This window comes from Pontibacter sp. CAU 1760 (genome assembly GCF_054482735.1).
In genome coordinates this window covers 26041-44497 of sequence record NZ_JBTLRL010000007.1, presented here as the reverse complement: position 1 = coordinate 44497, position 18457 = coordinate 26041, and the positions used below count along the sequence as shown (strand labels likewise).

The window sequence follows — 18457 nt, the reverse complement described above, 5'->3', positions numbered from 1 at the left end:
GAATGTTTTACAGCAATTGAACAACTTTTTAGCCGGAATTGTATTAAAGAAACTACACTGCAATTTAGTATCTTTGCAGTCTAAAACCCAGAAAGAGCAATGTTAGACAAGTTAGAAGCCATCAATCAGCGATTTGAGGAGGTAAGCCAACTGCTTATCCAGCCTGACGTGGCCAGCGACATGAAGAAATACAAGTCGCTTAACAAAGAATACAAGGACCTAGAGAAAATAGTAGTTGAATATAAGCAGTACCTGAACATCCTGAGCAACATCGACAGCGCCAAGCAGGTGATTGCCACTGAGAAGGACGAGGATTTCAGGCAAATGGCCAAGGACGAGCTGGATGACCTGCTGCCGCAGCGCGAGCAGATGGAGGACCACCTCCGGGAACTCCTGATCCCGAAAGACCCTAACGACAGCAAGGATATCATCATGGAAATCCGTGCGGGCGCGGGTGGCGACGAGGCCTCTATCTTCGCTGGTGACCTGTACCGCATGTATAGCCGCTTTGCTGAGAAGATGGGCTGGAAGATGGAACTGATGGATGCGACTGAAGGTACCTCGGGTGGCTATAAAGAAATTATCGTGGGGGTTTCGGGCGAGGACGTATACGGCAAGCTGAAGTTTGAGTCGGGTGTGCACCGCGTGCAGCGGGTGCCTGCCACCGAAACGCAGGGCCGTATCCATACCTCTGTTGCCTCGGTAGTGGTACTGCCGGAGGCCGAGGAATTTGATGTGGATATAGACATGAACGACATCCGCAAGGACCTTTTCTGTTCTTCGGGACCGGGTGGCCAGTCGGTAAACACCACTTACTCTGCCGTTCGCTTAACACACATCCCAACAGGCATTGTGGCGCAGTGCCAGGACCAGAAATCACAGCTGAAGAACTTCGATAAGGCCTTGGCGGTGCTTCGCTCCCGTATTTTCGAGGTAGAATTAGCTAAGAAAAACGAGGCAGAAGGTGCGCAGCGCAAGAGCATGGTAGGCGGCGGCGACCGCTCCGACAAGATCCGTACGTATAACTATCCACAGGGCCGCGTAACCGATCACCGTATCGGCTATACCGTGTATAACCTGCCAAACGTAATGGATGGCGGCATCGAGGACTTTGTAGAGGAACTACGCATTGCAGAGAACGCCGAAAGACTGAAAGAAGGCGCGGCAGCATAACAACCCTGCTTTGGCGAAATGAATAAGAAGGATGTAGCCTGGCGTGAACCGCCACGGCTGCATCCTTCTTTATTGTTGCCGGATGATTGCTAACTTGTTGTCGCTTAAAACAATCTTTTAAGAAGCGATCGAGTTATACCTTCGTACAGCCCCTATACCTAACGATACAACTCCTTGAAATACATCCTTGCCATCCTGCCCCTGCTCCTGCTCCTTTTCTCCTGTGAGCCTAAGGACGAGGTGATTACAACGGACCCTAAGGCAGTGCTGGAGTTCTCGGCGGACACGGTGCTGTTTGACACGGTGTTTGTGAGTCGTGGCAGTATTACCAAGCGCCTAAAGGTGTATAACCGCAACGAGAAGGCCATTCGCATCAGCGAGATTTCTCTGGCGGGTGCAGCAGCCTCTTCGTACCAGCTTACCATTAACGGGGTGCAAAGCCCCCTGGCTACTAACGTGGAACTACGCGGCGGCGACAGCCTGAATGTGCTGGTGAAGGTGAACATCAACCCTACCGATGTTAACCAGCCTTTCCTAGTAGCCGACTCTGTGCTCTTCCGGGTAAACCAGCAACAGCAGCAGGTAAAGCTGGTGGCATATGGCCAGAACGCCTATTTCCACCGGAAAGAGGTGCTGAGCTCTACGATCTGGAGAAGCGACAAGCCCCACGTCCTGCTTGATTCTGTACTGGTGCGTGCCGGAGCCACCCTCACCATCGAGGCAGGCAGCCGCATCTATGGCAGCAATAAGTCTGTGTTGCTCATCAACGGGAAGCTGCTGGTGAACGGCACCCCTGCCAAGCGCGTGATCTTTGGCGGCTACAGGCAAGAGGAAGCCTACCAAACGGCGCCGGGCCAATGGGAGGGCATTCGGGTGCTGACCAAAAGCAGCGGCAATGAGATTCATTATGCCGATATCAAGAACACAAAATATGGCATGCGTATCGGCAACCCCGGTAATGAGGGCACCCTGGTAAACGGCTGTGTGATTGCTCATGCGTTTCTGGACGGAGTAGTGGCTTTTACATCGGATGTGAAGCTACACAACACGCTCATCTATAATTGCGGACAGTATGGCTTCGGGGGGTTAGGCGGTGGCACGTACGAGGTGCTGTACTCTACCATTGTGAGCTACAACAATACCCTGGTCCGGGAGACGCCTTTGTTTGTGGTGACGGACTTTATACCCGGCACAGAGATTAAGAACCAACCGACGGCCCTGCGCCTGGTGAATTCCATTGTTTACTCCGATAGCTTCAGCGCGGTGGATGAAGTACTGGTGGCACCTTTAGCGGCAGCCACCGAAATCAGCCATAACCTGCTTCGCACAGCGGTGTACAAAGAGGACCTGAAGGAGAATGGCAATAAGCTGAACGCAGAGCCGAAGTTTAAAGCGTCTGCCAAAGGTAATTTCGCCCTCGATACCCTGTCGCCGGCCAGCGGTGCAGCCCGGTACCTGCCTGCCATCCTCTCAGACCTGAAAGGTGTCAGGCGTAGCGTTCAGAAGCCGGATGCAGGAGCCCTTGAGCGAACAGTTGATTAGATTGTCTCACAGGGTATCCGCTGGGATACGCGGCCGTTCAACAATCAAGCATTTAAAATAGAGCTATGAAGTGGTTTCAAAGAGAGATTCGGCTGCCTGCCGTTAATAGAGGCTTTCACCTGATCACAGACCTCCTGGAGGCGCAGTTGCCGGAACTGGAGGATATGGAAGTGGGTTTGGCCCATGTGTTCATCAAGCATACCTCAGCCAGCCTGGCCATCAACGAAGACGCAGACCCCACTGTGCGACAGGACTTCGAAAGCCATTTCAACCAGATGGTCCCTGAAAACCAACCCTACTACCGCCATACCCTGGAAGGCCCTGATGACATGCCGGCGCACCTGAAGGCAGCGCTGTTAGGCAGTTCGGTTACCATCCCCATCTCGAAAGGCCGTCTGAACATGGGCACCTGGCAGGGCATTTACCTGTGCGAGCACCGCGACCATGCCTCTAAACGCACAGTGGTCGTGACGCTACAGGGGCAATAGGCTGCTAATGCTAATAGGCCAAGGTTGGTTTGGTGTGTCGGTGCTAAGTTAACGCACGACACTGATCTTTCGGGTCTCGGTGCCGTTGGAGCTTTTGATGCGGAGAATATAAACGCCTTGTGGCAGATGCCGCACATCGAGGCGCAGTACCCGGTCTCGTGTTTCCTCCTTCACCAAAACCTGTCCCAGTTGGTTCACCAGTTCCAGTTGCCGTACCCAGATGCGGGCAGGTTGCTCTATGATGATATAATCTGAAGAGGGGTTAGGGTACACTATCAAGTCGTTAACCGTTACGTGCACAAACTTCTCCTTTAAGGCGTTGCTGCTTTGGCTCTCGTTGGCAATGGTGAGCTTCACGCTATACATACCCGGCTGCGGGTAAGTAACCACCGGGTGCTCTTGCGTAGAAATGGCCGGAACGCCGCCCTCAAACTCCCAATACCAACTGGCGGGGCGCACACCCTGCGAGGCATCGGTGAACTGAACGCTGGCGCCAGCCGTGGTCAGGGTGTCGCTAAGGGCCGTGGTCCTGAAGTCGGCGCGTAGCCGGTTGCTACACGTGATGGCGTTGAGGATGGTGCTGCGGGAGGTAGCCAACAGGGTCTGCATGTAGCAGGCCTGCCCTTTCGTGAAGATGTTCATACAGGCATCATCAGTATAATCCATATAATTCTGGTACATGTCGCCAAAGGGGCTGTCTTCGCATGATATTTTTATACCGGTATGGCAACCACCATTCTCCCCCATCTGATTAGGGGTATCCTCAATACCGTCGGAGTCGGAGCAGGAGTAACCATTTCCCCATATATGGTTCAGGCCAAGCCAGTGGCCTACCTCATGTGTGGCTGTGCGGCCTCTGTTATAGCTTGAGACAAAAGCGTTAGATGGAGGGCTGCCCACTGATGTATAATGGATCACAACCCCATCGCTGGCGGCGCGTGCCCCCGGTGAGGCCGCATACCCCAGCACATCGCCTTTTATCCTGCATACCCAGATATTGAGGTACAGGTTCCTGTCCCATATATCAATACCGCCCCGCTCGGTGTGTTTAACGTTATCGGAGGTATAGTCGAAAGCGCTGCTGCTGGCTGTGCGGGTAATGCCGGTGGTGGGGTTTCCGTTTGGGTCTACCGAAGCCAGGCAAAACTGGATCTTGGTATCGGCGGCAAAGGGCCGGAAATGCTCGGGTGTTTGCAGCGTGTCCGCGTTCCGTCGCCTGAAGTCGGCATTCAGCACCTCCAGCTGCGACTTGATGGCCTCATCCGAGATGTTTTCGGCAGGCGAGGTGTATACCACATGAAACACCACAGGTATCGTAATCACCACATCTGCCTGCAGGCTTTGCCCCTGCCCTTGCTGTGCCAAGGCCTGCTGTACTTGTTGCTGAAGTTGCTGTTGCCGTAGCTTTAGGTTTGGGTCTTGCTGTTGCTGCACACCCAAATACGCCTCGGTGGCGCAGGTGCGGCCAGGAGGTATAAATGATTGGGCAAAGCCGGAAAGGCCCATACCCAGGTATAGCAGTGCTGTGAAGATAAGCGTGCGCATGCAGCAGGTCTAAAGAATCAGCTTGCGGTGCAGTCTGGCACCACAGAGGCAAGATAACAAAACAAAGAGACCTTTAAGTGCCGTGGCAACTGATTTTTAAGAAGACTGGACTACAGCGTAGCATCCATGCGGTAGTGCAAGGAATCAGCAAGGATTAATTTCTGAACCCCTAGCACCTGGTAGCCGGCAATGTTGCCCGTCGCTGTATCGGCGGTGAGCTGCACCTTGCGGCGGGAGTAGAAAAGCATGTTCTGGTCCTGGATGAGTGCATTCAACTGGCGAAGCTTTCTTTTGGGGGTTAGCTCCAGGCGAAGGTAATGCACCAGAGGCTCGGCATCTTCCAGCCGGTTATACTCCACCACAATGCTCCCGTCTTCCTGTTTCCGTTCCTGCATTGTGTAGTACTCCTTCAGCGCCGGCCGGTTCAGGTCTGCCTCTTCAAACACAGAAAGCTCATCTTTCCAATCAATATCAGCCGTTTGGATAGTCTCTGTTGGCTTTTCCTCTGTCGTGACCGATTTCAGCACCATGGGCTGCTCGGCCTGCAGGCGCTCCTTTTGCTGGTTCAAGTAAGCGGTCAGGTTGAAAGCAGCCTGCTCCGCCGCTGAGGTAGCAGGCGGGGCAGGTCGCTCACAAGCCGAGGTGGCCAGCAGTAGGCCCAAGAAAATGCTGGGGATACGGTTGGCCACAGTGTTATTCGTTTATCAGAGATGTGCCGTCCATGTCGGCAGGCTGTGCTACGCCCATGCGCTGTAGAATGGTTGGAGCGAGGTCGCCTAGCTTTCCTTCGTGTAGCGTGCCTTTAAAGTCGTTGCTCACCAGGATGCAGGGCACCAGGTTCGTGGTGTGCGCCGTGTTCGGGGTGCCGTCCGGGTTAATCATCATATCAGCGTTTCCGTGGTCAGCAATCACAATCACGTCGTAGTCGCTTTCCAGGGCTGCACCGATCACATCAGCCGCGCACTCGTCCACTATCTCACAGGCTCTCACGGCGGCCTCAAACACGCCGGTATGGCCTACCATGTCTGGGTTCGCGAAGTTAAGGCAGATAAAGTCGGCACTCTTCTTCTTCAGCTCCGGTACAATGGCATCCCGGATGTCGTAAGCGCTCATCTCAGGCTGCAGGTCGTAGGTGGCTACTTTCGGCGAAGGGCACAGCAAGCGGCTTTCTCCGTCAAACGCCGTTTCGCGGCCTCCTGAAAAGAAGAAGGTTACGTGTGGGTATTTCTCCGTCTCAGCAATACGGATTTGCTTTTTGCCGGCATTTGCCAGTACCTCCCCAAGGGTATTGTTCAGGTTGTCTTTCTCGAAGATGGAGGTTACGTTCAGGAAGCTCTCATCATAGTTGGTCATCATCACGTAGTGCAGGTTCAGTTTGAACATGTCCTGCTCCGGGAAGTCGCGCTGCGTCAATGCCTGCGTAATCTCACGGCCTCTGTCGGTACGGAAGTTAAAGCAGATCACCACATCGCCGTCTTTGATGGTGGCCACAGGTTCCTGCATGTCATTCACCTTCACGATTGGCTTGATGAACTCGTCGGTTACCCCGGCGTTGTAAGAGTCCAGCACCGACTTGATGATGTTCTGCGAAGGCGTTCCGGTGCCGTGCACCATCAGGTCATACGCCAGCTTTACGCGCTCCCAGCGGTTGTCGCGGTCCATGGCATAGTAGCGGCCCACAATCGAGGCAATGCTGCCCGTGGTCTGCTCCAGATGCTCCTCCAGCTCGTTGATATATTTCACCCCGCCTTTCGGGTCCGTGTCGCGGCCATCGGTAAAGGCATGGATGTATACCTCATGCAGCTCCTGGTCGGCTGCAACAGAGCAGAGCGCCTTCAGGTGATTGATGTGCGAGTGCACCCCACCATCCGACAGCAACCCGATCAGGTGTACCGGCTTCTTGTTTTCTTTGGCATAGGCATAAGCCTCGGCCAGGGCAGGCATGCCAGCCAGTTTGCGCTCGGCAATCGACTTGTTAATGCGCACCAGGTCCTGATATACCACGCGGCCGGCGCCAATGTTCATGTGGCCCACCTCAGAGTTGCCCATCTGGCCTTCAGGTAAGCCCACAGCCTCTCCGGATGCCTGGAGCTTCGTGTTCGGATATTTTTTAAGGATTGAGTCAAAGAAAGGCGTCTTGGCCTTCTGAATAGCTGAAACCTCCGGATTAGTGGCAATGCCCCACCCATCCAATATCATTAAAAGTACCTTTTTATCCATGGTGCAAATATAACTATAATCTTTCAATGGCAACGTATCAGCCATCCCTTATAGCGGCTACTGGGTTCAGCGCCTTTAGGTTTTCGAGCAGGGGCAAATTAAAGGGCGTCTTGGCCGGAAATACGATTTTATATTTTTGCGGAATACCGCTAACTTGTAAACACAAACCAGAATAGCTTTATTGGCATAGTTTTGGATATTGCTAGGGCAGGATCACAAACAATTATATGAAGAACTTTAAACACATTATAGTAGCGTTTTCTCTGGTGATGGTGGCGATGATTGTATCGGTTGGGCAAGCGACTGCGCAAGGCGATGCCATGGGCAGCGTGAATTCCGCGATGAAGATGGGATCGGCGAAAGAACTCTCTAAAAACTTTGGGAGCATGGTGGGCATTTCCTTCGATGGAGGCGAGGCAACCAGCTACAGCAACACGCAGGCTGAGTTTGTGATGAAGAACTTCTTCGCTAAAAATGCCCCGGTAGACTTCAGCGTAGACCACAACGGGACCTCAGACAAGGGCCAATTGTATGCCATCGGCACGTATTCCTCCAAGGGGGATTCCTACACGGTGGTGATCCGGATGAAAGCCGCGGGAGGCCGTTACCTGATCCATGCCATGGACTTTATCAAGGACTAAACAGGCTGAATTTGATATTTTAGGAAGGCCCGGTATATAAACCGGGCCTTTTTTTTATTTTTGCTCCGTGAAACCGAACTACTTAACCGAACAGAGCATCAGCGAATTCATCGCGCGGGCCCTTGCCGAGGACATCGGCGACGGCGACCATTCTTCGCTGGCTGCCATACCGGCCGACGCCCAAAACCAGGCCAGGCTACTGGTGAAAGGGGAAGGGATCCTGGCTGGGATGGAACTGGCAACCTATATTTTCAGGGCTGTAGATGCTAGCCTGCAGGTAAATGTGCTGCTGCAGGACGGCGCGCCCGTACAGTATGGCGACATCGGGTTAACGGTAAGCGGCAACGCCCGGTCCATCCTGACAGCAGAGCGACTGGTGCTGAACTGCATGCAGCGCATGAGCGGCATCGCCACTTACACCCATGCGCTGGTGCAGTTAATAGAAGGCACAGGGGCCAGGTTGCTGGATACCCGCAAAACCACCCCTAACTTCCGGATGATGGAGAAATGGGCTGTGCTGATAGGGGGCGGTGCCAACCACCGCTTTGGCCTCTTCGATATGGTGATGCTGAAAGACAACCACGTGGACTATGCCGGCGGCGTGCCTGCCGCTATCAAAGCCACACAGCAATACCTGCTGGAAAAAGGCAAGGCGTTGAAGATTGAGGTAGAGACGCGCACCCTGCAGGAAGTACAGGAGGCGCTCGATACCGGCGGTATAAACCGGATCATGCTGGACAACATGCCGCCGGAGATGATGCGCGAAGCCGTGCAGATGATCGGTGGCAGGTATGAGACAGAGGCTTCCGGCGGCATCACGGAAAAGACGATCCGCGAAGTGGCCGAAACGGGCGTGGACTACATCTCGGTGGGTGCCCTGACGCATTCCATCAAAAGCTTAGACATCAGCCTGAAAGCTTTTTAAGAATTTAGGATTACCTTTGCAGGCGCGATGGGCGGTTATACCCCCTTTCGAAGCGATCATTCCCGCATGAGGCGGCATTAACACAGAATTTCGAATATTTATAATATGCAGCGACCAAATCAAAAAGGTTTCCGGACCGCACAGGGGCCATCTCCACAAGCTATCCGCACCAAGAAATATCAACTCGACAAAGAAATGTATACCCGCAAGGCCCTGGTGAAGGTATGGCGCCGCGACTGGTGGTATGCGCTTATTCCGTTGGTGCTGTTTTTGCTGCCGGCTTTGTTCAGCTTTTCGTGGTGGTGGGTAGCGATTGCTGTGGTGGTCACGCTGCTGTTTGTGATTCTGCGCTCGGCGCAAGTGATGGGCGTGACGCAGATGGAGCAGGGCAACCCGCTGTTCGAGAAGATGATGTATGAGATCGACAACCGCCAGATACTGATGAAGCGCAATGAGCGGGAGGGTATGGCCCTGAACTGGGACATGATCCGGGCGGCTAGCGTAGAGAAAGACTCCTATATGCTGTGGCTACAGCCTGCCGCCGATGCGCAGTTGCCAACAGGCTGGAAGGGCTGGGTAGCCCGTAACTTCGAAACCCCGATTTTCATCCACATGCCATTCCGCATCTTCAACAGCCCGAACGACCTGAAACTGCTGGAAAGTATCCTGCGCCGCAAAAACCTGTTGGCCAGCCCGCCCGCCACAACCAAAGCGTAAGGGATCGCCGTAAATTAATAATACAAATACCGGGCTAACTTATCGGGTAGCACGGTGGTTATATAGATAGTATAAAACGTACCATGATGAATAAGAACATAACAGCAGTATTTGCCGCCATATGCGGTTTGTTCCTGGCTACTTCCTGTGATACTCCGTCTGACCTGCGTCCGGACCAGAAGGTATCGGTTGACACCGTTGAGCCAGGTACACGCGAAACCTACAATGTTGGCAAAGTGAATGAGGTATACCACGAGTCGAACGAAAGTGAGGTAATGCCTGACCGTGACTTGGGCGGTAACACCATTCAAAAAGGCGACAGCCTGTTGGAGACAACTGAGACGAACACAGTACTTGGCGCTACCAAAGAGCACTAAGCCCTCTCCAGTACCCTGACGCCTGCCGTTGCGTGACTTAGCGCAGCGGCAGGCGTTTTTTTATACCTGTTGCCACAGGTGGCGCGATGGCTCTGGCACATCGTTTCAGTAGAAAACACTTATCTTTGCAACCTTATTGCTTTCAGGCATCATGGCGCAACCGGAAACGGAGTGGTTCAGCACCTGGTTCGACTCCCCGTATTACCACATTCTGTATAAAAACCGCGACTTGCAGGAGGCCCAGCACTTCATGGACCGCCTGTTATCGCACCTGCACCCAAAGCCCGGCGCGCGTATCCTGGACCTGGCCTGCGGCAAAGGCCGCCACTCCATCTACATCAACCAAAAAGGGTATGATGTTACCGGAATCGACCTGTCGGCGGCCAGTATAGCGCATGCCCGGCAGTTTACACGCGAAGCGCTGCACTTTGATGTGCACGATATGCGCCACCCCTACAAGCCCAACTACTTCGACTTCGTGCTGAACCTGTTTACCAGCTTCGGCTATTTTGAGCACGACACTGATAACGTGGTGGCGCTTTCAGCCATTGCCGAAAGTATAAAGCCGGGCGGTAAGCTGGTGATTGACTTCATGAACACTGACCGTGTTATTGAAAACCTGGTGATGGACGAGGAAAAGGAGGTGCAGGGGATCAACTTTCAGATCAGGCGAAGCGTAGAACACGGCTTTATTGTAAAAGACATCTACTTCTGCGATGCAGGCCAGCAGTACCACTTCCGGGAGCGGGTACGGGCGCTTCGGGAAGACGATTTCAAGGAATACTTCCAACTGGTGCAACTTCGGCTCGTGGAGGTGCTCGGAGACTATACCCTTAACCCGTTCGCGCGCGAAACCAGCGACCGGATGATTTTTGTGCTAAAGAAATAACTGTTGATGATTGTAGCCATATTTGTCCTGTTTTTCACGGTAGTGCTGTCAGGGTTCCTAGTGAAAGTATTTCCGCCTCAAAAAAGCAATTGGTTAAAGATCGCGCTGTCGTTTAGCGGGGCCTACCTGTTTTCTATTACCATCATCCATCTCTTGCCCGATGTGCTGCAGAACAGCACCACGCAAGCATATGGCGTGGGCTACTGGGTGCTGGCTGGTTTCTTCCTGCAGTTGGTACTGGAGCTGTTTTCGCATGGCATCGAGCATGGGCACATTCATACCCATAACCATGGGCGCATCGGCTCTATGCCGTTCCTGCTGCTGGGCTCTTTGTTTGTGCATTCGTTTCTGGAGGGCAGCATCCTGGTAGACTATCGGCAGCCGCATGCCGGCCATTCCCACGCCAGCGACAGCTTTTACCTGGTGCTATTGGGAGTAGCGTTGCATCATATACCGGCCGCCTTTGCGCTGATGTCGGTGCTACTGTCGCGGCTCGAGAACTTCCGGAAGGCCTTTCTGTGGTTGTTGATTTTTGCCATAGGCTCGCCGCTGGGTATCTTTTTCAGTAACGTGGTGTTGCCGCAGCAGGCACCAGATGGGTTGGTGTTTACGGCCCTGACGGGTTTGGTAGCGGGTAACTTCCTGCACATTTCCACTACCATTCTATTTGAAACAAGCCCCGACCACCGCTTTAACCGCACAAAGCTTATTGCAACGCTGTTTGGGTTGGCACTGGCGCTGGGCAGCGACTTTATATAGACGCGCTGCTGCTAGTAGCCTGAAGTCATTTTCAGTGCTGCTAACCACACGAGTTTAGCATTGCGGAAACTAAGTGCTGCCGGGTGTGAAAGTAAAGGCCAAAGCAGGGAATGCTTTGGCCAAAATATACTTAATCACAACTAAACTTTTGCGCGCAGGTTTAGATGCCTGCCACACAGGTATAACCTCCTCCCCCACGCAATTGTTTTGCGTGACAAGAAGTAATCTTTCCAAAGAGCAGTACTGGAAGTGAGCTGGGCTTTGCCGAGGCAAGCTACATGATTGTGGACAGCAGGACTGCTACCAGTGCCTTGAAGGTAAGTATGATGGGGTCGGCAGATGGTGTGCCCTCTGCTTTGTCCTCTTCGCCAGCAAAGGCATCTTTGAAGTAAGCCAGTGGGTTGTTGAGTACCTCTGCATCCAGCACCGATTTGCTGTCAGGCGCCGGGGCCTGCTGCGCCGCAAGGTCTTTGGTTTGAGAAAGTGAAGGCGTGATCGGCTCTGAAGTGTTTTGCGTTCCCAACGCAGGTGCGTCTGGAACAGTGTTTTGTTGATGAAAGGCTATGGCCGCGAAGTATACCAGCAGCATGGCTACAGGCAAGGTTAGCTTCTGGAGGTATGTCCATAAATTTTTCACACACAAAAATAACAAATTAAATAAGACCAAACAATAATTGAGTAGGATGATTTAAAGTAAACTGAAAGTTATTTAGTGTGGTAACATTTTGATTTTCAGAGATATGAAGACTTGCGCCAAAGAGTGATGAGCATCAGCGACCACTTGCTGGCTTAATAACTTTCAGCTCGACGGGGATAACGCCAGCTTTTATATAATTCAGTCGCCGGGCGGCTTTCTCCGACAGGTCCACAATGCGCCCTGCAACAAAGGGACCACGGTCTGTAATTTCCACTTTCACACTTTTGCGGGTGCGCGCATCCGTTACTTTTACCCTGGTTCCAAAGGGTAGCGTGCGGTGAGCGGCCGTCATCTTGCGCCGGCGGTATTTATCGCCGTTGGCCATGGTGCGGCCCTCGAACTTGCGGGCGTAATAAGATGCTTTTCCTTTTTCGGTATAGCCTTTCTCCCCAAAAGCCGGCGCACTACTGGCGCAGGAGCTAAGGGTGATTGCTGCACAGGACATCCATAAGGTGTGTTTGGCCCATCGGGAAACGAGACGGCTAAGCTTGTTTGTATTGAAAGCGTAAATGTGATGAAGCATGCTTATCTACTGAAAAATAATATGGAATCAAGAGTATACTCGGTTAGTCATATCGCACCACTGGTGGTTGCAGGCCGCCTGGCTGGCGCAACGACTGTTAGCAACGCACAGCGTCTGAACTTAGTTAATCTTTTCTGCAACAGAAAGCCAATTTGAGGCAATCCCTTATCTTGCAAAGGCAAGCCCCTGCGTCAGGGGGTAAGCCTCAGCAGCATATGTATGGAGATAGAGGAACTACAGGCTATTTGTGCCCAACTACCGGGTATAACGGAAGACGTTAAATGGGGGAATGACCTCTGCTTTTGCGTCGCTGGTAAAATGTTCCTGGTTGTGGCACTAGAGCAGGTACCGACAAGCGCCTCCTTTAAAGTGCCAGCAGAGGAGTTCGCGACTTTGTCCGAGCAGGCCGGTTTTACTCCTGCGCCATACACGGCACGTTACAACTGGGTGCTGGCAAAGGATATCCGACAGTTGGGAAAGGTCGCTTGGGAGGCTTATATCAGGCAATCTTACGCGTTGGTAGTAGCGAAGCTACCTAAAGAGCAGCGACAGGCCTTGGAAACTATATGAGCGTACCAGATCAGGATTCTCTACTGGCTTAAAGAAATAAAGCCGGCGCAGAATCCATCGTACTGTGCCGGCTTGTGGTATGGCCAATGCAAGCGCTTACTGGTTTAGTTGGTAATTGTACACTTCCATCGCCTGCGTGAGCCTGTCTTTCTGGAAGAGGTTGATTACAAACTGTGCCCCCAGTACTCCAGCCCCTGCATACATTAGTGGAGACACGTTGAATTGGCCGCCGTTGTTTACGTCCTGCGAGTTGCCAAACGAAGATATAGCACCGGCCGCCAGTAGTCCACCGCCCAGGATCGTCACGCCGGTATTAATCCACTTATCCTTCTTGTACTTGTTGAGCAGTGCCATGCTGGATGCATTGTCTGAGAGCGCCTGCTCCAGGTTCTGGTAATCCAGCAGGTAGAGAGGGCCGTTGTCCTTCGAGAAGAAGTAAATGCGCCTGCGGCTGCTGCGTGGGCCACCATAGCCGTACCTGTAGGGCGAGTAGCCGTAATCGTACGTGGTGCGGCTGGTATAGAACTTATCGATACGGGGGCCATCCAGCAGTCGCTTTGCAAAGTCATCGTAACTGTTGCCAGCCTCTACCCTTGCAAAAAAGCCCTCATCGTTCATAAAGGCTCCCACCATACTAGGGTTATACTTCAGGGAATCATCTACCAGGAAATAGCTCGACTTAAAAATAGGCGATTTATACTGTATTCGGTTGCCATAAATCACCTCGCCGCTTTGGAGCTGCAGAAAGTGCCGGCCAGGACGGTTGTTTCCGGTTTGTGCCATGCTGGAAAAACTCGCCAGCAGGCAGGTTATCAGGAGAATAAAACTGTTTTTCATCATCTTTATAAACTTATAAAAGCCGTAAATATTGTCGTTTCAGCCCTTCTGGCTTCTAAAATAACAGGAATAGCATCACGGCCATTCCTGCCAGCGCCAGGTATACCCAGCGCATCAGGTGCTGGCGGTGTTTGCTGGGCACCGTGTTGCTGATCAGCATCACGACAAAAAGAAGACAAAGCAGGTATAACAGTATAAACGTAACCGCCTTCACCCAGTTGGGTACAATGGTGTTTTCAGCCTGGTACTGGTTGCTGAGGCCTATGCCGGAGAGCAGCCACTCCAACCCGAAGTACACCACCACCTCAAACACTATGAAGTAAAAGAGCCAGAGGCCCCAACTGTGTTTTACCTTGTTCATGCTTTCGTGATACTTTTGAAGAAGTGAAAGCTCTTGACGTGAAAGCCTTCGCGGAAATAGAAACGGTGGGCAGGGGCGTTGGTCACATAGGCGTCCAGCATCACGGTATCGCAGTTCTGGCGCTCAGCCTCTTGCAACATCCAGTCAGCAAGCAGTTTGCCCACACCTGCCGAGCGGTAAGCGGCATCCACTACAAAATTGTCGGGCTCCAGGTATTTGCCGCTATAAAGCTTGGTGTTGATCCAGAACCCCGAGAGTCCCACGCACTGCCCTTCCTGGTTAAAGGCACCCACCATGCGGTAGCCGTTAGGCAGCATCTGCAGGAGCAGTTCTCTGTAGCGTGGTGCCGACATGCTGGGGTTCAGCTGCAGGATAAGGCCGTGCTGCTCCAGCATGGTGCCAAGCCCGTGTAGCTCCTGCACATTAAAAGCGGGCTCGGCTGACATAGAGGGCAAAGGCTTATCCATAGAAGGTAAATACAGCTTTTTTGTGCAATTCTGAAGCTGGCTATAACTGTTTCTTTGCAAACCCCATACACTATAAAACCAGTATGTACACCAGGGCCTTGGCAGCTGCAGATAGGCAAAGATAAGCTATAGGCCAGATATTCGATACCTGAAGGTAAAGGTTATTCCCTCTTAATTATTATTATCTGAAGATAATAGTTGCACCTTTACAGTATTTTGAAACAATTGGCAGGGTATAAATCGTTAAAATACCAGGAGATTGCAGGGATATGAAGCTAATACGAAATATAACATTAGATAATTATAATTTATACAGCGATAAGAAGGTGCGCAAAATTTTTAGTGTCGGGTACGAAGGCCTCACTACTTTGATTTTCTACCAGGATGGTAAGAACATATTCAAATTAGTGGTGGCAAAGGAGGATGACCCTCCTATTGTGATCGAGAAAGACATTTCGCGCGCCGAGGCTTTTCGCTTAATGAATACCCGTCCTTAAAGGGTGGGTTTTTTATTGCCCCACAAATCCAATTGCGTTTCCTGTCCAATTCTGCTGTTTACTTTGTTACAAGTCTTTTCTGTTGATCTCGAGGTAGTTTGCGCTTGATACTATTCCCTCTGCTATAATTTATTGGAAGGTATGGCACTTTTTAAAGCATCTGTCGCTTTACTAGTATAGTTTTACAAGTAGCGTACTGTATGTTTGAAGAGAACGTGATGAACGATGAGCACCACGTGGAACACATGTTCCTGCACGTGGAGAGCAGCGATGCCATATGCATGTTGAATATAGCCGGCCACCCCTATCGGCTTCGGGAGTTAATCTTTATGATGATTGAGAATGGTTGCCGGGTGATGAAGTCCACCGCCGACACTTACCAAACCTTCGATTTTGATAAGGAAACCGTGGAGGTATACGATTACATCACCTCTATCGTCAAAGCCAGGTTCTTATAAGTATGATCCGTCTTAAACGAAGCAGGCTACCCAAATGAGTAGCCTGCTTCGTTTATTATAAGTGTTTGATTTCTATTTCGCGGGGGTGGTCGGTGCTTTCGTAGAAAGGCAACTTCACAGCCAACTGCCCGTCCTGGTATACCGCCTCAACCTGGCTTTGGTCCACTTGCGGGGGCAGTACAAAGACGCGGTTAAACAACGGCGCAGCCAATTCAGGATTCTCTTTGCTGTGCAGAACCGAGAAGATTGTCAGCTGGTTGTTATGCAGCACCACTTTGAAATCCTCTGGGTCTACCCCTGCAGCCCAAACATTGATAATAGCGCCTTTCTTGTATTTTTTTATGTCTAAGTAGGTTTCGCTTACGCCACCGCCAAGAGTGTTTAATAAATCAATCTGTTGGGCTATATTCTTCAGGAATTTTTTATCTTTTATCAATTTCATGTCTTTCTCCTCTTTCATGTTCGAATGGAATATTGCAAACGCGATGCCAAGTATCAGCAATGAGAAGAATCAGGGTTTTAGTGGCATTATTATGTCATAATGGCCGTGCAGCGTAATATGAACCCTATTTTAAAGTCAATTTGTCATTTTTATGAGAGGTGCAGCAATGGAATATTGCTATTGATTCGTTCGTCTAAATCATTCGTAGCATTTAGCGGTCAGTACATTTAGAGAGGAGGCGTAAAGGTGATCTTAAGTTAACAAAATTCCTTTTTGAGTACTCCCTATACATGTTTCCATATATGGGAATTTGAAGCCAATTGCACTGGATTGTTTCCATGCATGGGAAATTTAACTAGGGGCATCATGTAGCATAAAGAAAAAGTGCGAGTCTTTGTATTGGTTAAGCATTGACCTGATGTTTGGGATAACTAGCTGGTAATTAATGTCTTGTGTTATTGGTAAGTGGGAAGATGGGCCGGCAGCTCCATTTCAATAATCTTATATAGTTGTATTGGCATGCTTCTTTCATATAGGGATAGCATAAGTATAAGGTTATGAAAAAAGTTTACATTCTTCTTCTGGTTTTGATCGCTTTCTCAATTACAGCTAAAGCGCAGGTAATAGTTTATCACGAGAACTTTAATAATACAGTAAGCGGCGTGACAGGCAACTTCGTGTCGGCTAACACAGAGGCTTATGCTGATACGCTCTACACTGCGGGTAACTACCGTAAGGCTGATGCCCTGGCAAGCAGCATGGTTATCAACAACGGTATCTCAACTTATAACCTACGCAACATCAGAATCTCTTGGAAGGAGTTCAGAACTCAGTACTGGAGAAAAGACAATGGCCATGAAGGCGTATCAAGAACAGGTGGTAATACGTTCTCGAAAATAGACAATACAAACCCTGTAACGCTGGAGTACAGCCTGGATGGAACTACCTTCGTGAAGGTGGGCGAGTACAGCAAAACCACTGATTTCTTTACTTGGGGAACCAGAGCAATCACTCTTCCGGCTGCCGTTGATAATCAGCCAAATGTGCGTTTCCGTTGGGCAATCAGCGTGAACAATTCTAACACAGACTACTATGCCATCGACGATGTGATGATACAGGGCGCTCCGGTACTGGGCACCTCAACTTTCAACTGGAACGACCGACCGGTGAACGAGAACCCTTTTACGACTTCAGCCTCCCAAAACAATCCTTACCAGGTAGATGGCGTTACGCTGCGCTGGACAAGAGCTGCCATTGGCACAGGCGCCGTTGTTGAGACTGCGGCTGTAACCTCAAACTTCCAGAAGCGAAACACGCTGACCCTGATGCACAGCAGCGGAGCATCTTCTGTGGCAGGTACAGAGGTTAACCTGCAACTCAGCAAAAGCGTTTCAGGCTTAACGTTCTCTCTCCTAGACATAGACCAGTCGAGTGGCCAGTACAAAGACAGAGTAGAAGTGATCGGCTACAATGCAGGTGTAAAAGTGGCGGTAACTAAAAATATGGTCCTGCCAAGAATCGAGAATGAATACAGCAACAACTCCCTGCAGGCAAAGGCCACTGCAGTGGACTCAAAAGTTAACTCAGAGAAAGGCAACGTAACGATCTCTTTCGTTAGGGAGGTAGACAAAGTGGTGATCCGCTATTTTAACGAAGATGCGGCAAAAGGAAGACAGGCAGTTGCCATCTCTAACCTTGCATGGTCTAACGACAACGCCATCACGACGCTACCCGTGGAGTTAACGTCTTTCAAAGGAAGCTATCTGAACGGCAATATGAAGCTTAACTGGGTAACAGCTTCTGAACTGAACAACGAGAAGTTTGTGGTAGAGCGCAGCCTGGATGCGAAGAACTTCGACAAAATTGGCGAGGTGACAGGCAAAGGCACCAGCAGCACAGCCACTGCCTACAACTTCACAGACACAAACCCGGCGGCTGGAATCAACTACTACCGTCTGCGCCAGGTCGACTTTGATGGCAAGGTGAATTTCTCTCATATAGTTGCCCTGGAGGTAGCCAACCAAGGCCGGGAAGTTGTAGCCATGGCTAGCGTATACCCAACAGCAGCTTCGTCTGAGGTAACGATCAGCCTGAAAACATCCGGTTTGCACCAAGTAGTGGTCATGGATGCCACAGGCAAAACAGTAGCCCAGTTTGCAAACGTAGCTGACCGCGAGCTGCTATTGCCAGTGCAGCATCTGACACAAGGCGTGTACTTTGTGTCGGTAAGCAACGCCGGGCAGCGCGAAACCCAGCGTTTTGTAAAGCGATAAGCTAGGCATAATTCATAACCTTACTACCTGCAGCGGAGCCCTTGCCGGATCAGGCA

At 51.2% G+C, this 18457-nt stretch carries 22 protein-coding genes; 13 read left to right on the top strand and 9 right to left on the bottom strand.

Annotated features, from left to right (window positions below):
- Positions 1-99 precede the first annotated feature (99 nt).
- The 3 genes from prfA to ACXYMU_RS11360 all read left to right on the top strand — a co-directional run bounded on the left by prfA (position 100) and on the right by ACXYMU_RS11360 (position 3203).
- Positions 100-1173 (top strand): peptide chain release factor 1, encoded by a 1074-nt coding sequence (gene prfA, locus ACXYMU_RS11370; protein ID WP_458986512.1) that lies wholly within the window; start codon positions 100-102, stop codon positions 1171-1173.
- Positions 1174-1347: 174 nt separating this feature from the next.
- Complete coding sequence (locus ACXYMU_RS11365) at positions 1348-2715, top strand: hypothetical protein (protein WP_458986511.1); 1368 nt, start codon at positions 1348-1350, stop codon at positions 2713-2715.
- 65 nt (positions 2716-2780) lie between these two features.
- On the top strand, positions 2781-3203 hold the full coding sequence (locus ACXYMU_RS11360) for a secondary thiamine-phosphate synthase enzyme YjbQ (protein WP_458986510.1): 423 nt from the start codon (positions 2781-2783) through the stop codon (positions 3201-3203).
- 48 nt (positions 3204-3251) lie between these two features.
- Here ACXYMU_RS11360 and ACXYMU_RS11355 read toward each other — a convergent pair whose 3' ends face one another.
- The 3 genes from ACXYMU_RS11355 to gpmI all read right to left on the bottom strand — a co-directional run bounded on the left by ACXYMU_RS11355 (position 3252) and on the right by gpmI (position 6968).
- Positions 3252-4748 (bottom strand): T9SS type A sorting domain-containing protein, encoded by a 1497-nt coding sequence (locus tag ACXYMU_RS11355; RefSeq protein ID WP_458986509.1) that lies wholly within the window; start codon positions 4746-4748, stop codon positions 3252-3254.
- Positions 4749-4858: 110 nt separating this feature from the next.
- Entirely contained in the window at positions 4859-5437 is a 579-nt protein-coding gene (locus ACXYMU_RS11350) for a hypothetical protein (RefSeq protein ID WP_458986508.1), read from the bottom strand.
- A 4-nt stretch (positions 5438-5441) separates the two neighbouring features.
- Positions 5442-6968 (bottom strand): 2,3-bisphosphoglycerate-independent phosphoglycerate mutase, encoded by a 1527-nt coding sequence (gene gpmI / locus ACXYMU_RS11345; protein ID WP_458986507.1) that lies wholly within the window; start codon positions 6966-6968, stop codon positions 5442-5444.
- A 227-nt stretch (positions 6969-7195) separates the two neighbouring features.
- Between gpmI and ACXYMU_RS11340 the strand changes: the two genes are divergently transcribed.
- From ACXYMU_RS11340 to ACXYMU_RS11315, 6 genes are all read left to right on the top strand, one after another.
- Positions 7196-7609, top strand: coding sequence for a DUF4783 domain-containing protein (locus ACXYMU_RS11340; RefSeq protein ID WP_458986506.1), 414 nt, complete (start codon positions 7196-7198; stop codon positions 7607-7609).
- A 67-nt stretch (positions 7610-7676) separates the two neighbouring features.
- Positions 7677-8534: a carboxylating nicotinate-nucleotide diphosphorylase gene (gene nadC, locus ACXYMU_RS11335; RefSeq protein WP_458986505.1), complete on the top strand. Its 858-nt coding sequence runs from the start codon at positions 7677-7679 to the stop codon at positions 8532-8534.
- A 105-nt stretch (positions 8535-8639) separates the two neighbouring features.
- A complete protein-coding gene (locus ACXYMU_RS11330; protein ID WP_458986504.1) occupies positions 8640-9251 on the top strand; it encodes a hypothetical protein in 612 nt (203 codons plus the stop codon).
- A gap of 86 nt (positions 9252-9337) precedes the next feature.
- A complete protein-coding gene (locus ACXYMU_RS11325; RefSeq protein WP_458986503.1) occupies positions 9338-9628 on the top strand; it encodes a hypothetical protein in 291 nt (96 codons plus the stop codon).
- Positions 9629-9779: 151 nt separating this feature from the next.
- On the top strand, positions 9780-10517 hold the full coding sequence (locus ACXYMU_RS11320; protein ID WP_458986502.1) for an SAM-dependent methyltransferase: 738 nt from the start codon (positions 9780-9782) through the stop codon (positions 10515-10517).
- A 6-nt stretch (positions 10518-10523) separates the two neighbouring features.
- Positions 10524-11276 carry a ZIP family metal transporter gene (locus ACXYMU_RS11315; RefSeq protein ID WP_458986501.1) on the top strand — a complete coding sequence of 251 codons (753 nt, stop codon included), beginning with the start codon at positions 10524-10526 and terminating at the stop codon, positions 11274-11276.
- A gap of 274 nt (positions 11277-11550) precedes the next feature.
- Here ACXYMU_RS11315 and ACXYMU_RS11310 read toward each other — a convergent pair whose 3' ends face one another.
- Together ACXYMU_RS11310 and ACXYMU_RS11305 are read right to left on the bottom strand one after the other, a co-directional pair.
- A complete protein-coding gene (locus ACXYMU_RS11310; protein ID WP_458986500.1) occupies positions 11551-11913 on the bottom strand; it encodes a hypothetical protein in 363 nt (120 codons plus the stop codon).
- A 133-nt stretch (positions 11914-12046) separates the two neighbouring features.
- A complete protein-coding gene (locus ACXYMU_RS11305) occupies positions 12047-12496 on the bottom strand; it encodes a septal ring lytic transglycosylase RlpA family protein (RefSeq protein WP_458986499.1) in 450 nt (149 codons plus the stop codon).
- A 219-nt stretch (positions 12497-12715) separates the two neighbouring features.
- On the opposite strand from ACXYMU_RS11305, the gene ACXYMU_RS11300 reads away from it, so the two are divergent.
- On the top strand, positions 12716-13066 hold the full coding sequence (locus ACXYMU_RS11300; protein ID WP_458986498.1) for an MmcQ/YjbR family DNA-binding protein: 351 nt from the start codon (positions 12716-12718) through the stop codon (positions 13064-13066).
- 96 nt (positions 13067-13162) lie between these two features.
- On the opposite strand, the gene ACXYMU_RS11295 is transcribed toward ACXYMU_RS11300, so the two are convergent.
- The 3 genes from ACXYMU_RS11295 to ACXYMU_RS11285 are packed head-to-tail and all read right to left on the bottom strand — an operon-like array spanning position 13163 to position 14731.
- Positions 13163-13906, bottom strand: a complete 744-nt coding sequence (locus ACXYMU_RS11295) for a hypothetical protein (protein WP_458986497.1) — start codon at positions 13904-13906, stop codon at positions 13163-13165.
- Positions 13907-13958: 52 nt separating this feature from the next.
- Positions 13959-14264, bottom strand: a complete 306-nt coding sequence (locus tag ACXYMU_RS11290; RefSeq protein ID WP_458986496.1) for a hypothetical protein — start codon at positions 14262-14264, stop codon at positions 13959-13961.
- Positions 14261-14731 (bottom strand): GNAT family N-acetyltransferase, encoded by a 471-nt coding sequence (locus ACXYMU_RS11285; protein ID WP_458986495.1) that lies wholly within the window; start codon positions 14729-14731, stop codon positions 14261-14263. Before ACXYMU_RS11285 ends, ACXYMU_RS11290 begins: the two co-directional genes overlap by 4 nt.
- A gap of 326 nt (positions 14732-15057) precedes the next feature.
- Between ACXYMU_RS11285 and ACXYMU_RS11280 the strand changes: the two genes are divergently transcribed.
- Both ACXYMU_RS11280 and ACXYMU_RS11275 read left to right on the top strand, forming a co-directional pair.
- Positions 15058-15228, top strand: a complete 171-nt coding sequence (locus tag ACXYMU_RS11280) for a hypothetical protein (protein ID WP_458986494.1) — start codon at positions 15058-15060, stop codon at positions 15226-15228.
- A gap of 200 nt (positions 15229-15428) precedes the next feature.
- Positions 15429-15686, top strand: a complete 258-nt coding sequence (locus ACXYMU_RS11275; protein ID WP_458986493.1) for a hypothetical protein — start codon at positions 15429-15431, stop codon at positions 15684-15686.
- Positions 15687-15741: 55 nt separating this feature from the next.
- Here ACXYMU_RS11275 and ACXYMU_RS11270 read toward each other — a convergent pair whose 3' ends face one another.
- Entirely contained in the window at positions 15742-16128 is a 387-nt protein-coding gene (locus tag ACXYMU_RS11270; RefSeq protein WP_458986492.1) for an Hsp20/alpha crystallin family protein, read from the bottom strand.
- 557 nt (positions 16129-16685) lie between these two features.
- Between ACXYMU_RS11270 and ACXYMU_RS11265 the strand changes: the two genes are divergently transcribed.
- Complete coding sequence (locus ACXYMU_RS11265) at positions 16686-18401, top strand: T9SS type A sorting domain-containing protein (protein WP_458986491.1); 1716 nt, start codon at positions 16686-16688, stop codon at positions 18399-18401.
- The last annotated feature ends 56 nt before the right edge of the window (positions 18402-18457 follow it).

What these genes read in the sequence shown, in the direction of transcription:
- prfA (WP_458986512.1), top strand. Translation starts at nt 100, where the DNA reads ATGTTAGACAAGTTAGAAGCCATCAATCAGCGATTTGAGGAGGTAAGC.
- ACXYMU_RS11360 (WP_458986510.1), top strand. Translation starts at nt 2,781, where the DNA reads ATGAAGTGGTTTCAAAGAGAGATTCGGCTGCCTGCCGTTAATAGAGGC.
- ACXYMU_RS11355 (WP_458986509.1), bottom strand. Translation starts at nt 4,748, where the DNA reads ATGCGCACGCTTATCTTCACAGCACTGCTATACCTGGGTATGGGCCTT.
- gpmI (WP_458986507.1), bottom strand. Translation starts at nt 6,968, where the DNA reads ATGGATAAAAAGGTACTTTTAATGATATTGGATGGGTGGGGCATTGCC.
- ACXYMU_RS11340 (WP_458986506.1), top strand. Translation starts at nt 7,196, where the DNA reads ATGAAGAACTTTAAACACATTATAGTAGCGTTTTCTCTGGTGATGGTG.
- ACXYMU_RS11330 (WP_458986504.1), top strand. Translation starts at nt 8,640, where the DNA reads ATGCAGCGACCAAATCAAAAAGGTTTCCGGACCGCACAGGGGCCATCT.
- ACXYMU_RS11325 (WP_458986503.1), top strand. Translation starts at nt 9,338, where the DNA reads ATGAATAAGAACATAACAGCAGTATTTGCCGCCATATGCGGTTTGTTC.
- ACXYMU_RS11320 (WP_458986502.1), top strand. Translation starts at nt 9,780, where the DNA reads ATGGCGCAACCGGAAACGGAGTGGTTCAGCACCTGGTTCGACTCCCCG.
- ACXYMU_RS11315 (WP_458986501.1), top strand. Translation starts at nt 10,524, where the DNA reads ATGATTGTAGCCATATTTGTCCTGTTTTTCACGGTAGTGCTGTCAGGG.
- ACXYMU_RS11305 (WP_458986499.1), bottom strand. Translation starts at nt 12,496, where the DNA reads ATGCTTCATCACATTTACGCTTTCAATACAAACAAGCTTAGCCGTCTC.
- ACXYMU_RS11300 (WP_458986498.1), top strand. Translation starts at nt 12,716, where the DNA reads ATGGAGATAGAGGAACTACAGGCTATTTGTGCCCAACTACCGGGTATA.
- ACXYMU_RS11295 (WP_458986497.1), bottom strand. Translation starts at nt 13,906, where the DNA reads ATGATGAAAAACAGTTTTATTCTCCTGATAACCTGCCTGCTGGCGAGT.
- ACXYMU_RS11290 (WP_458986496.1), bottom strand. Translation starts at nt 14,264, where the DNA reads ATGAACAAGGTAAAACACAGTTGGGGCCTCTGGCTCTTTTACTTCATA.
- ACXYMU_RS11285 (WP_458986495.1), bottom strand. Translation starts at nt 14,731, where the DNA reads ATGGATAAGCCTTTGCCCTCTATGTCAGCCGAGCCCGCTTTTAATGTG.
- ACXYMU_RS11275 (WP_458986493.1), top strand. Translation starts at nt 15,429, where the DNA reads ATGTTTGAAGAGAACGTGATGAACGATGAGCACCACGTGGAACACATG.
- ACXYMU_RS11270 (WP_458986492.1), bottom strand. Translation starts at nt 16,128, where the DNA reads ATGAAATTGATAAAAGATAAAAAATTCCTGAAGAATATAGCCCAACAG.
- ACXYMU_RS11265 (WP_458986491.1), top strand. Translation starts at nt 16,686, where the DNA reads ATGAAAAAAGTTTACATTCTTCTTCTGGTTTTGATCGCTTTCTCAATT.